The 12746-nt window shown below is 35.9% G+C and carries 14 protein-coding genes; 8 read left to right on the top strand and 6 right to left on the bottom strand.

All coding sequences use genetic code 11. From position 1 onward, the window contains the following. Positions 1–68: 68 nt before the first annotated feature. The 7 genes from SMAR_RS07070 (at position 69) to SMAR_RS07040 (ending at position 5793) form a co-directional block, all read left to right on the top strand. Positions 69–959: an ATPase gene (locus SMAR_RS07070; protein WP_011839644.1), complete on the top strand. Its 891-nt coding sequence runs from the start codon at positions 69–71 to the stop codon at positions 957–959. 36 nt (positions 960–995) lie between these two features. After that, positions 996–1928, top strand: coding sequence for an eIF2B alpha/beta/delta subunit family protein (locus SMAR_RS07065; RefSeq protein ID WP_011839643.1), 933 nt, complete (start codon positions 996–998; stop codon positions 1926–1928). 6 nt (positions 1929–1934) lie between these two features. Continuing rightward, entirely contained in the window at positions 1935–2927 is a 993-nt protein-coding gene (locus SMAR_RS07060) for a ribose 1,5-bisphosphate isomerase (protein WP_011839642.1), read from the top strand. Between the two features lie 4 nt (positions 2928–2931). Next, entirely contained in the window at positions 2932–3270 is a 339-nt protein-coding gene (locus SMAR_RS07055; protein ID WP_011839641.1) for a hypothetical protein, read from the top strand. Between the two features lie 173 nt (positions 3271–3443). Continuing rightward, positions 3444–3806: a metal-sulfur cluster assembly factor gene (locus SMAR_RS07050; protein ID WP_011839640.1), complete on the top strand. Its 363-nt coding sequence runs from the start codon at positions 3444–3446 to the stop codon at positions 3804–3806. A 91-nt stretch (positions 3807–3897) separates the two neighbouring features. Further along, positions 3898–5277 carry a serine--tRNA ligase gene (serS, locus tag SMAR_RS07045; protein WP_011839639.1) on the top strand — a complete coding sequence of 460 codons (1380 nt, stop codon included), beginning with the start codon at positions 3898–3900 and terminating at the stop codon, positions 5275–5277. A gap of 126 nt (positions 5278–5403) precedes the next feature. Further along, entirely contained in the window at positions 5404–5793 is a 390-nt protein-coding gene (locus tag SMAR_RS07040; protein ID WP_011839638.1) for a hypothetical protein, read from the top strand. 277 nt (positions 5794–6070) lie between these two features. On the opposite strand, the gene SMAR_RS07035 is transcribed toward SMAR_RS07040, so the two are convergent. The 6 genes from SMAR_RS07035 to SMAR_RS07010 all read right to left on the bottom strand — a co-directional run bounded on the left by SMAR_RS07035 (position 6071) and on the right by SMAR_RS07010 (position 11206). Beyond that, positions 6071–6931, bottom strand: coding sequence for a carbohydrate kinase family protein (locus SMAR_RS07035; RefSeq protein ID WP_011839637.1), 861 nt, complete (start codon positions 6929–6931; stop codon positions 6071–6073). Continuing rightward, complete coding sequence (locus SMAR_RS07030) at positions 6928–7221, bottom strand: hypothetical protein (RefSeq protein WP_244372377.1); 294 nt, start codon at positions 7219–7221, stop codon at positions 6928–6930. Before SMAR_RS07030 ends, SMAR_RS07035 begins: the two co-directional genes overlap by 4 nt. Positions 7222–7568: 347 nt before the next feature. Beyond that, on the bottom strand, positions 7569–7757 hold the full coding sequence (locus SMAR_RS07025) for a hypothetical protein (RefSeq protein ID WP_052833861.1): 189 nt from the start codon (positions 7755–7757) through the stop codon (positions 7569–7571). Between the two features lie 67 nt (positions 7758–7824). Then, positions 7825–8466 (bottom strand): MBL fold metallo-hydrolase, encoded by a 642-nt coding sequence (locus tag SMAR_RS07020; protein WP_011839635.1) that lies wholly within the window; start codon positions 8464–8466, stop codon positions 7825–7827. 5 nt (positions 8467–8471) lie between these two features. Further along, a complete protein-coding gene (locus SMAR_RS07015) occupies positions 8472–9824 on the bottom strand; it encodes a TldD/PmbA family protein (protein WP_011839634.1) in 1353 nt (450 codons plus the stop codon). Further along, positions 9824–11206 (bottom strand): TldD/PmbA family protein, encoded by a 1383-nt coding sequence (locus SMAR_RS07010; RefSeq protein ID WP_011839633.1) that lies wholly within the window; start codon positions 11204–11206, stop codon positions 9824–9826. Before SMAR_RS07010 ends, SMAR_RS07015 begins: the two co-directional genes overlap by 1 nt. Positions 11207–11312: 106 nt before the next feature. Here SMAR_RS07010 and SMAR_RS07005 point away from each other — a divergent pair, with 106 nt between their 5' ends. Continuing rightward, positions 11313–12725: a glycosyltransferase family 2 protein gene (locus SMAR_RS07005; RefSeq protein ID WP_052833860.1), complete on the top strand. Its 1413-nt coding sequence runs from the start codon at positions 11313–11315 to the stop codon at positions 12723–12725. The last annotated feature ends 21 nt before the right edge of the window (positions 12726–12746 follow it).

The raw sequence follows: 12746 nt of genomic DNA, 5'->3' as shown, positions 1-12746 counted from the left end.
ATCCAGAAACCATGAGATTACAAATTAAACTAGACGAGTATTGTATAATTTTAAATGGTGAGCGCTTAATGAGGATCCTTATAACAGGTCTTTTACCCTATGACTCTGGGAAAACCGAGTTTGTTTTGGGTTTAAGCGAGTCTTTGAAGGAGCTAGGATTTGATATAGGTTATTTTAAACCATTGGCTGGGCATAATGGATGGTATCAATATGAAACCCTAATATATTCAAATAATACTGGATTACTTATAGGTCACGATGCATATATTGTTGCTGAAAAACTTGGTCTCATAAATTTATTACCAATCATTTCTCCACTAGACATTCTAACTTTCCCAATAGACCCGTTAGGTAAGGTTTATAGTAGCAGGAGCTATATGGAGCATATGTCATCAACATCAAAAATAACTGTTTTAATAAGATATACTCGAAACTTTATCCAAAACCATAAACTAGTTAATCAGCACTTATACATAATTTGTAGGGATACTGTTGAAAAACTCACTAATGATCTAAGAGAAACCTTTGAGAATCTAATTAATTCCTTGAAACGAGATAATGCATTATTTATCGAAGCAAATACGTTGTTTGTAGAAAAATTCCTTGAGAACCCACAAATATATAAAACCATTGATGAAAACCTTGTTTTCCTAGATAAGTATAGTGTATTATTGATAGAAAGCTACAATGATGCAGCAGCACCGACAATGGGTTCTCTGGATTCCGACTATGTATTCATTGTTTCTCCCGGTAAAGCATTAATTTATGAGGGTGATAGATTTAAAAAGGCAGTATTGGTTTCTGCTTATAGAGGTTATCCGTGGAGTGTTAAGTTATCAAATATTTTCGAAGTACTTGGTAAGCCTTTAGAAAAATATGATATTCCATTAAAACTATACTCAGAAAAATATAGAGCTGTTTTCGATAATATCGCCGAGTTTATTACCAGGAGTATTTAAATAAATTATATAAAGATAAGTGTGGTGGTTCACTAGTTGTTTGAAGAGCTTTTAAAACATGGTTATGCAAAGCGATCAACTGGTACAGAATATGCTTTTACAATTATTAATAGACTGCTCAATATTGTTGAGCGAGGTGATCGTGAAGGATTTGTTAAATCCTATAAAAGCATTGTTAATAGTTTAGAGAGAGAAAGACCTGCAAGTATGGCTTCATGGAATCTTTTGAGAGAAATAGGGCATCATTTTGTTGAGAATGAATTTGTGGGGTTAAAGGAAAAAATCTTGGAGCTACGTGAGAAATATGATAAGGCTTGCTGGGATGCAGCAAATATTGCTGCTAAGAGAGTAGTTGATGGAGAAGTATTGATGACTATTAGTAACAGTTTATGTGTTAGGAGAATGTTTAAGATCCTCGTTGACGAAGGCATTAAGTATAGTGTGTATGTTTTAGAATCTAGGCCTGGCATGGAAGGATTGGAGACAGCTTCTTATCTAGATGATCTTGGGGTTAAAACATATTTAATAGTTGATTCAGCAGCTCGTTTCTTCATGAAAAATGTTGATAAAGTTTTCATTGGAGCAGAAGCAATTGCTGTTAATGGAGCTCTAGTTGGAAAGATTGGTACAAGTATACTTTGCTTAACAGCTAATGAAGCACGTGTTAGAGTCTTTGCAGTTGCCCCTCTCTACAAGTTCAGCTATGAAACAATACATGGAGAACTAATTGAACTTCCGGAAGGTGATTGGAGGAGTTTGATGAATGAAGAAGTCCGTAAGACTCTTCCAGAAAACTATAATGCTAGAGCACCCATATACGATGTAACACCGCCAAATTATATAGATGCTATAGCGACTGAGTATGGTTTATTCGCTCCCCAAGCTGTACCTGTTATTCTTAGACAGGTTTACGGCGGCTTCCCGCCTCCTATACCTAGTATTGAAGAAATATTGGAGAAGATGAGGTGAGGAATTATGGAGATACCATCTAAGGTATTAGAAATAGCTGAAGGAATAAAAACTATGAGGATACGTGGTGCTGGTAAAATTGCTAGAGCTGCCGCTGAAGCATTGAAGATAGCGGCTGAAAACTATAAAGGCTCAAACGATCCCGAGGAGTTCCGAAAATATATGTCTAGAATAGCTAACCTAGTAATCTCGACAAGGCCTACAGCGGTTAGTTTACCAAACGCTGTAATATATGTAATGTATAATTTAAGTAGAGCTTCAGGAAATGTGGAAGAGCTTAGAGAAGCTGTTGTTAATGCGGCTGAGAAATTTATTGAGGAAAGCCTGAATGCTATTAAGAAAATAGGTGAGATCGGTGCTAGGAGGATTAAGGATAACGCTGTTGTTCTAACTCATTGTCACAGCACAGCTGCAGCATCAGTAATAATTACAGCTTATAAGATGGGAAAAATTGTGAAAGTCTATAGTACGGAGACTAGGCCGTTTTATCAGGGACGAATAACTTATAAGCACTTATCTGAGCATGGTGTGCCGGTTATTCAGATCCCTGATAGTGCTGTGAGATATATTATGAACGAAGTTGACCAAGTTGTTGTCGGTGCAGATACCATTGCTAGTAATGGAGCTGTTGTTAATAAGATTGGAACTAGCCAAGTAGCGTTAGCGGCTCACGAAGCACGTGTAAGAGTTTTTGTGGCAGCGGAAACATATAAGTTTTCACCAGCTACATTGATAGGAGAACTAGTACCAATAGAGTATAGGTCTCCAACAGAGATAGTTCCGCAGGAATGGATAGATAAGCATAGAAATGTAGAGGTATTGAATCCAGCATTCGATGTTACCCCGCCAGAATATATTGATGCAATAATTACTGAGCAAGGAGTTATTCCTCCTCAATCAGCTATCCTTGTACTACTTGAGAGATTCGGTTGGGCTTTGGAGAAGATTAAACAGGGGGGATTAGGAAAACTATTATTTGAAGAAACATTGGAGGAGTAATCAGTTGAATTCATTAGAGAAAAAGAAAAATGAAATAATAAGATTAATAGATGATAGCAAGCAGAATGGGAGAAAAATAGCGTTCTACTCAGACCCCCTTGTTGTAGAGATACTGGATAAAATCTATGAGCTATGGGAGAAAAACAATAGAGAAGGCATACCATTAGACTATGCTTCCCCGGATCAAATTGATGTATTATATAATCTAGCACTAAAGTATTCAAGAGTTTCAGATTCTGAAGCATGGGCATTATATCTGAGAAGAACAGTTTATGGTACTGAGAAAGAAAATGAATCCAAGAATAAGAAATCAAGGCTTAGAAGCTTCCTAAGATTCATATAGTAACATTGTTTTTAGTAAAACATAGGGAAATTAATTATTAACCCTTAAACAATAATTATTCATACATGCGCGCCGCCCCCCAAGTTTGACGCCCCCGTCCATAGGGGGTATTGGATGACTTGGGGGGACTTGTCCCCCGCATCCTATTTGATTCTTGATAGTGGTGTTTGAATATGGATGGGAAGGAGAAAGAAGAGCTGAAAAAGAAGATTATAGCTGTTCTTGAAACCATTGCTGATCCTGAAATAGGGATTGACGTATATAATCTCGGTATGATTTATGGAATAGACATTATAGATGAGAAACATGTTAAAATAAAGATGACTCTAACTACTCCTTTCTGTCCATTAGCAAATATGTTGCCGATGATGGTTGTCGATGAATTGAAGAGAAAACTAGGTATAGAAGCTGATATTGAAATAGTAATGGAACCACCATGGACACCGTTGATGATGACTGAGAAGGGTAGGAGAATATTCAAGGAACGCTACGGATACGATATCGTGGAAGAATATAAGAAAGCACAACAGGGATAATGAATTCTTCAATAAAAATTCCCTATTCTAGGAAAACACTTATGTTATTACATTATTTTATTTCATGAATAGTAAAGATGGGTGTGAAGCATTGAGTTGGAGCATACTTAAGCTTTTACGGGAGAAACCAGAGGAATTAAAGGAGCATGTTAAAAAAAGATTCATGGATCCAAGCATTGTTGATGAAGCATATAAAACTGATCTGGAGTGGAGAAGAACTCTTACATATATACAAGAGCTTAGACACAAACATAATGTTGTAAGCCGTGAAATACCGAAGCTGAAGGGGGTAGATAAGGAGAAGAAAATAAAGGAGGCAAAGCAACTATTAAAAGAACTCGAAGAAGTAGAGAAGAAATTGAAAGAATTAGAGGAGAAGAGACAAAAACTTCTATTTTCACTACCAAATATTGTTCATGAAACAGTACCTGTGGGTCCGGACGATACATATAATGTGCCCATAAGGTTTTGGGGGAAACCAAGAGTTTGGAAAGGTTTCATTGATCAATTTAAGGAGCAAACAGAAAAATATGGTTTCAAAGTAGAATATGAAGTAATTGATTGGAAACCTGTAGGACACGCTGATATGTTGGAAAAAGTATTAAGGCTTGGAGATACTTTTAAAGCTGGACAAGTTGCTGGAAGCAGGTTCTATTATTTATTCAACGACATAGTGTTTCTAGATATGGCATTGCTAGCTTATGCGATCGATTACTTAACAAGTAAGGGCTATACATTAGTATTACCACCCTATATGTTGAGACATAAGGTTATGATGGGAGTAATAGATATGGATACTTTCAAAGACGCCATATATAAGATTGAGGGGGAAGACTTATACTTAATTGCAACTGCAGAACATCCATTAGCAGCTCTTCATGCATGGGAAGATATCCCTGAGGAAGAACTTCCACTAAAATATGTTGGTATAAGTCCCTGTTTTAGAAAAGAAGCTGGTGCGGGTAATAGGGATCTAAAAGGTATTTTTAGAGTGCATCAATTCCACAAGGTTGAACAATTCGTATATGCAAAACCTGAGGATAGCTGGGATATTATGGAGGAATTAATAAGCAATGCTGAACATTTATTCCGAGGCTTAGGTATACCGTATAGAATAGTAAATATAGCTAGTGGAGATTTAGGAGCGCCTGCAGCGAAGAAATACGATTTAGAAGCTTGGATGCCTGCTCAGGGAAGGTATCGTGAAATGGTTAGTTGTAGCAATGTAACTGATTGGCAAGCATTCAGACTTAGAATAAGGCTTATAAGGAGGAAAGGAATGGTTAAAGAATATCTCCATACACTTAATAGTACCGCGATAGCTAGTACTAGAACAATTACTGCAATACTTGAGAACTTCCAGGAACCAGATGGAACAGTTATTGTTCCAAAGGTGTTGAGGAAGTATCTAGAAGTATTTAAATCTGCACCAATAGATGCTATTCACCCTGTCAAGAAAGAAAAGAACTAAACAATTCTTTAAATCGCCTACATAATTATTTGTTTTTAAATAGTCACTCCTAGTAATTCTAGCGTATTATTCTTCTACGCATATTATAAGGTATACTACTTGATTATTTAAGAACGGGTGATGTTATTGAATAACGATAAGGAAATATTTGATTTTGATGTTTCAAAGGTTCAAGTAATGCTTTTACTTGATTTTGACGAGGAAAGTGAGAAAGCTTTACAGCTAGCTTGGAATATTGCAGAAGAACTACTCGATAAAGAAAATATTTGGGTCGAAGTTATACCTATTCATACATGGATTGGAGAACCTTTAGGTATTGAATATGCTGATTTACCTAAGATCATAATTAATGGTAAAACCATGTTTATAGGAAGAGCACCCACAAAAGAAGAATTCATCGAGGCTATTCTAGATAGAGTCAATAAAGGCACATTCATTAAAGAAGAAGCATTTATTACAGCAGCTAGAATATGGGATCACGGGTTTCTAGCCGCCGCTCTAGTTGATGCGTTCTAATCACGAACAAATATTTATAAGGATGATTAAACAAAATATATAAATGCCGAGCAGTCCACCGCCCACAAGAAATCGTTATACATAATACCACCACCGCCCGGTAATATGGCATGTTTAATAAATTTGCCATACCCATACATTGCCTTTAACAAAACGATATCTTACATATTCAACGGCATTTATGCCAAACAAGTTAATTCAACATAACAATTAACACACCTAACCCATAGCCTCTAGGGTTTTTCCCGAGGAGGCCGAGCAGAAGGCCTCCGGGAGGCTATGGGTTAGGCGGTGGTGGTTTAGGGGCGGTGGACTGCGATGAGGCATTTCTCCTCTCCAACCATTTAGTTGTTTCTCTTAAAGCATAATGCATTGATTTTATTTCGTCATTAATTTCAATGTATTCTTTTGTGAAGACACTTAAGAAATAATCACCTGCTCCTGTACGGTCTTGTACTGGTTTTTGTCTAGATCCTATGATCCTATATTTATTTCTGAAAATTAGAATAGGTGGATTTTCACTATTTGTTATTATAAATAATGTATTCTTACTTATTCTGCTAAGTTTTGTTGTTATATGATCTATATTGTTTGCCTGTGTTAATTGAATAGCTTCATCTAAGCTCATATGAACTATGTTTGATAACTTAATTGCTTCTAAAGAATCACTTGTACGTCTAGTAACAATGATGTTATGCTTGTTAACTATACGTGCAAATCCTTGAATATCGATTGCAACTATTTTTGAATCCACCCTTATTCGTCTCAGCAACGATGTTGATACTTCTCCGAGAACAGGATTTACTATAGATACATCTGCTTTCTCGCTTTTAATACACATATCAATTTGCGGCGCTCGATCAACTACTATAATGGTTCTCTTTGCTCCATTATATATTAGTTTAAATATATTTGTTCTCGTAGAGAAATGTTCTTGAACAATGTATCTCAGTAGTTTACTGCTATAATAGATGATCGGAGATATAACTGCATATATTTTCACATTGTATTTATTGTCAATAATAAAAGGTATGGATGAATAATACACTCCTCCACCTAATCTTTCACTAAGCAATTCTCTTCGAATCACTATTATATCATATGTGAAGTTACCATATAATCTAATATCGTACCTCATTTTATCAACTTCTTATACTTTTTCTCCGAAGAAACTAGATATTTCTTATTCAATCCTCTAGCATGATACTCTCTTATATGAACAATCAGATCATGCGGAGAGAAAAAGAAACTATTTTCTACAGTATAATCTCTAGGACGCCTTTTTTCGGTTTCTAAACAAGTGGATGCTGCATGTATACATATAGGGCAAGCAATCATTCCAGTAATCTTATCTCTACAAGTGTAAAGAATTATACCGTCCACTTCAACCCTATATTTCTCCCATTTAGGCTCCCAAGTATAAGCCATAACGAACACCACACAAAACTCGTCTTAACAATATTTTATTATGTTTATAAAAGTATCAAAAAACATATTATTAAACAGTTCAAGATAATTAAAGAATAACTAAGTCATAGAAAACATGATTAAATAAAGGGGTCGCCTCCGGCCTGGCAAAATCATCGGCAAATATAGCCTCTATCATATGGGGCAGGAGTCGTTCATCCCCTTATAATAACTGTTTTATATTCCACTCATAAGTATTATCCTAATTGGGTGAGGAAACCGCCAGTGTCTGAGTATATGATGAGCTTTCAGCGAACTGATCAGCCGGTTGATCCTTCTTCATCCTTTTCGGTCAGAATTAATTTTCATCATAGAACTCCATGATATGATGTATCAACTAGTATTTTATATATCATTGTAGCCTTTTTTATTATCATGTTTATCTGGTAATCATGTTTATCTCTGTAAACTAGTTTGAGAAATTCTCTACTATAATTTGTTAGTTCTTCTAGTTCTTTAACAATAGATTCTAAGTGTTTAACTCTATCATGTTCCATTATGATCTATGCCTCGATTATCTTGTTTTCTGCAAGGCTTCATTATTTATCAATGTAATAGGAAATACTAGATTCTAGGTATAATTATGCTTTTCTCATACTCTCCTAATTTGAATGATCTAGTGTCTAGTCGGACTACATGGTACTTCTTAACATATACAAGGAAATCATCTATTGGGAATAATGGTAGATTTAATCCTTTTACCCAGTAATGTATTGGTAAGACATTATTAGGTTGAACCTCTGTAATTATATCCCATGCTTCATCAGGGCCTATAGTATATGTGCCTCCAACCGGTATAATTAATAAGTCTATGTTTCTGAGCTTATCAATTAATTCATCAGATAATTTATGTCCTAAGTCTCCTAGGTGCGCTATCCTATATCCTTCAACTTCTACAACATAAACTGTATTGATGCCTCTTCTCCTTCCCTGGAATTTGTCATGATATGTTTTTATCCCCTCTATCTTGACGTCATCTATTAATGCTTCTCCATGAAATTCTTTGAATACCCTGCTACTTTCTTTCTTAACAATATCGACAGCATTATGGTCAAAATGATCATGAGTAACCAGTATCAGGTCGCCTTTCACGTTAGGTCTAGGTAAGCCTATGCTTACTCCATCATGTGGATCGAAAACTATTGTATAATCATTGCTTTTCTTTATGGAAACGCATGCGTGTCCATGCCATTCAACTATGACCATGTATATCACCTAGGTATTACTCTTATATTCGAAAACCTTATTGGCGGTGTCCATACATGTATCCATTTCTCAGTTCTCCTACCAATCATATCTATTCTGAATAGTTCATCATATATTTTTCCAGCAATCATAACATTTCTAACAGGTTTTATTGCTCCGTTATCAATGAGCCATGCAGGAGTAGCTACTACACTATATTCACCCGTTTCTGGGTTACTACTATGCGCTCCTTGTAGACCTTTAACTAGTAGTCCCTTCTTGGTTTCCTTGATCATCTCTTCAAAGCTTGTATCACCCGGCTTTATCAAGATGTTTGTCGGAGATATTCTAGGAATAGAATTATAGGAGCTACGCATAGCGTTCCCGGTGCTTTCCCCACCATATCTTTTTGCCCAATAATGATTGAATAAGAATTGTTTAAGTATACCGTTTTCTATCAGTATTTTCTTCTTCATACTTACTCCTTCGTGATCAAATAATGCTGTAAAGAGGCCCTGATTCAGTGTTCCATCATCGATTAATGTAAGGTTTTCCGAGGCTATTTTATCGTTTTCTCTGCCCTTATAAGGACTTCTACCACGAACCACATTATCTCCTTTTAGAGCTTCAAATAATGTATAGTTGAACAAGCTCTCAATAGCTGAAGCAGTCATTATAACAGGGTAGTTTCCTGGTTCGATTTTGACTGGTTTCAGACATGAAAGTGTTTCTTCAACTGCTCTCTTAGCTAAGTTGTCAATGCTTGGTATCGAGGTTCTCGAGTGATCAACAAGTGTGACGATTGGTGTAGTATTGCCAGTCTCAGTTGCTAGTGTTTCGGTGAATACTATGCTAGCTGTTAAATGTTGTATATTGGATAAACCATTAGTGTTTAGTACAGCAATACTTGTTCTATGAACACTGATGCCTCCATAAACCATGGTTATTCTTTTATCTACTAATACGTTTTCTAATAATTGCTTTGTTTTCTCAATAATTGTATCCTCATCTATTTCCGCTAGCTGTGGAGAAAATATCTTTTTAACCATACTGTATTCTTGTGGGGGAGGAAATCCTGGCCAGTCCTTATCCTCATTTGAAGCCTTAGCGATTGCTACGGCTTTCTCAGCAAGTTTCCCTAGTTCGTTTGAGATAAGCTTGTTTGTTGATGCGAAACCGAGTTTTTTACCGATTGATACGCGTAAACTTATTCCTCCATCCCTGCTTGTTGTCATCTCTGTTATTTTATTATTTTGTATCGTAGATTCTATCTCCTTTGTTTTAACAATATAGACTTCCGCTTCATCAGCTCCATGCCTAATAGCTTCGCGAAGAGCAAGTATTCCTAAATCATATATGTTTATTTCTGAACGAACCATTACTTAGCACCTCCAATTAATATTTTATCAACTCTAATATGGGGTCCACCATCTGAGACATAAGCTGTTTGTCCCTTACCACACCTACCATAAAAGTATTGAAAATCTTTACCCACTCCGCTCACATATTTTAGTGTATCAATAGTGTTTCCGCTGATACTCATATTCCTAACAGGTCTTCCTATTTCTCCATTAACAATCTCATATGCTTCCTGGATCCCTACCTGAAATGTTCCATCTAAATTAGCTTGTCCGCCACGAAAACTTACTAGGTAGTAGCCATACTTGATATCTTCAAGTAGTTCTTCTAAAGACATATCGCGGGGTGCAATATATGTTGTTCTCATCCTAATCAGAGGAGGAACATTATAGTCCTCGGCTCTAGCATTACCAGTTGGTTTCATATTTAGCATTGCAGAAAATTTTCGATCAACCATTAATTCTTTAAGCACTCCGTCCTCAACAATTTTAACAGGTCTTGTCTCAACTCCTTCATCATCATATTTGAATGTACCATAGGCATCCGGTATTGTTGGGTCATCAACTATTGTAACTAGTTCACTAACAATCTTTTTGCCTAGCTTATCAGCTAATATACTGCCAGAAACTGTGAGGTCTGCTTCTGCTAAATGACCAAATGCTTCGTGAGCGAAGACACCAACAACTTCGGGAGCTAGTATTGCTGGGTACAATCCTCCTTTTGGAGTAACGGCTTTTAACTGGTTAAGAACTCTTTTAACTAGTGTATCTGCAATTTCTTCCTGGGGATATTTATTAAAAATAACGTATCCCTTACGTGTGCCTAGCTCTGTTCTCGCAGAAGCTACAACATCGTTTTCCCTACCTGTAACCCATGAATAAAGCCATGTATAGTTATAGTGTTGCTCAATAAAGCGATCCTCGCTTGATACATATATTGTTCTACCAGTAATGTCTTTGTATCTTGTAGTAATAGTTTTAATGGCTTCGTTTCTCGAAAGTACTTCTTTACTAAGCTTCAATAAATCATTTATTTTTTGTTCTGGAGAAACACTCCTAGGATCCTCCTCTAGTTTAGACTGAACAATATCATGCCTCGCTGGAAGAATTGTTAATTTAACATTTGTTTTACTTGATAAAAGCTTAGCAATTTTTAATGCTGATTCAAGTGTTTTAACCATATTATCCCATGATAAATTATTTGTTGATGCAAAGCCTAATCCACCATTATATAATACACGGATACCTGCACCAGTCATAATTGTGCTAGAGACTTCATCAACTATATAATCACGAATTGTGATCGAGATTTCAACATAGTCTTCAATTCTTATATCGATAAAATCAGCGCCTTTCTCTAATCCATAATTTATTAGTTTAGACAATTCGTCCTCGGTTAACATGTGATCACCTATAAATCAGATTATTTTTAACCCAGATAATATGTTATCTTGGAAATAGATTATTAATACTATTTATATTGAGAAATAAGCACCTAGGCGGTTTGAAATGATTTTATATATGATAGGGTTAATTGGTTTATTGCTAATATTTATTCCTTCAACAATTTTCCTTCTTATATATATTGTATTCTACCATTATGGAACAAGATATAGATTGCCTAAAACACAAAATACTTCCTTTAACGATATAGTATCAATTATTATTCCTGTAAGGAATGAGCCGATCGAGTTAATGCAGGAAGCTCTCAATAATATATATAATTGGAATATAAGGGATAATATAGAAGTAATTATCGTCTCAGATGATCCTCCTGAAAGATTAGCCTATATTGAGGAACTAGTATATTCTTGGAGACAGCGCGGATTAAATATTCATCTTATATGGCGTTCTGAGCCAAGAGGCTACAAGGCTGGAGCATTAAATACTGCATTATATGCTTCCCGCGGCAAATACCTATATATTGTAGATGTTGATAGTCGAGTATCCCCTAGCTTCATAGTTAAAGCTGTCAATATAATGATGAGGAATAAAAATGTTGTAGCTGTTGTTGCGAGATGGACTGGTAAAAACAGAGATACCAGGGTGGCTGAAGCAGTATTTGCTTCAATGAAGTTTATTGTTGATGCTCTCTATAAGGGTAGAAGTGCTTTAAAACTGCCAGTATTCCCCGTCGGTACAGGAACATTGTTTGATGCAGAATTTATACGTAGAGAACTAGGTGGATGGGATGAGGAGAGAATTCAAGATGATATGGAGATCGGCTGTAGAATAATGGCTAGAGGTAAGGAAATACTGTTTTTGAATGATGAAAAAGTCTATGTTGAAGTTCCAAGGAGATTTAAAAGTTTGAGGGTTCAACAAGAGAGATGGGCTTATGGATCAGCCGATACAGCTATTGCTAGATTTAAAGATATATTAAAAGCTCCTCTTCCATGGTATGCTAAACTTGAAGCTTTTAATTTCCTACTACAATACCTGCCGGCTTTCCTTGTATTTCTAGGATTTCTCATTGTTGCTCCCATAAGCTATTTTCTAAAATATGATTTCTTCGAAGAGTTATGGATACTAGGTGTTCCATGGCTTGTATCAGCGGTTCTTTATATTAGATACTATGTTAGAAGCTTAGGAGAATGCGGATACGGTGTTTGGAGATCAATAGTTAACCTGGGAAGATCATCGGCCATAACCACTCTACTAACTCCTACAATAAGCATTGCTTTATTAAAGGCTTTTCTAAGAATTAAAATGAGTTTTAAGAGAACCCCTAAGGGCACATACGAGCATATAACTAGTCATTACCGTGTACCAATAGAAATCATTATAGGTATATTAATTCTATTAACAGGGATAGTACTGATAATATATGGAATAGTTTATACTGGTCTTTGGTGTTTATTCTACAGTACTGGATACATCTATGGAATTTATAGGTGGGGCAGAGATCTCCTATTTAAATAAACTATTTATGGTAATGGTGAA

The organism is Staphylothermus marinus F1, assembly GCF_000015945.1.
In the GTDB taxonomy this organism is placed as follows: Archaea; Thermoproteota; Thermoprotei_A; order Sulfolobales; family Desulfurococcaceae; genus Staphylothermus; species Staphylothermus marinus.
The sequence above is the reverse complement of the archived record's forward strand: the minus strand, read 5'-3'. Positions and strand labels throughout refer to the sequence as shown.

What these genes read in the sequence shown, in the direction of transcription:
- SMAR_RS07070 (WP_011839644.1), top strand. Translation starts at nt 69, where the DNA reads ATGAGGATCCTTATAACAGGTCTTTTACCCTATGACTCTGGGAAAACC.
- SMAR_RS07060 (WP_011839642.1), top strand. Translation starts at nt 1,935, where the DNA reads ATGGAGATACCATCTAAGGTATTAGAAATAGCTGAAGGAATAAAAACT.
- SMAR_RS07050 (WP_011839640.1), top strand. Translation starts at nt 3,444, where the DNA reads ATGGATGGGAAGGAGAAAGAAGAGCTGAAAAAGAAGATTATAGCTGTT.
- SMAR_RS07035 (WP_011839637.1), bottom strand. Translation starts at nt 6,931, where the DNA reads ATGAGGTACGATATTAGATTATATGGTAACTTCACATATGATATAATA.
- SMAR_RS07030 (WP_244372377.1), bottom strand. Translation starts at nt 7,221, where the DNA reads ATGGCTTATACTTGGGAGCCTAAATGGGAGAAATATAGGGTTGAAGTG.
- SMAR_RS07025 (WP_052833861.1), bottom strand. Translation starts at nt 7,757, where the DNA reads ATGGAACATGATAGAGTTAAACACTTAGAATCTATTGTTAAAGAACTA.
- SMAR_RS07020 (WP_011839635.1), bottom strand. Translation starts at nt 8,466, where the DNA reads ATGGTCATAGTTGAATGGCATGGACACGCATGCGTTTCCATAAAGAAA.
- SMAR_RS07015 (WP_011839634.1), bottom strand. Translation starts at nt 9,824, where the DNA reads ATGGTTCGTTCAGAAATAAACATATATGATTTAGGAATACTTGCTCTT.
- SMAR_RS07010 (WP_011839633.1), bottom strand. Translation starts at nt 11,206, where the DNA reads ATGTTAACCGAGGACGAATTGTCTAAACTAATAAATTATGGATTAGAG.
- SMAR_RS07005 (WP_052833860.1), top strand. Translation starts at nt 11,313, where the DNA reads ATGATTTTATATATGATAGGGTTAATTGGTTTATTGCTAATATTTATT.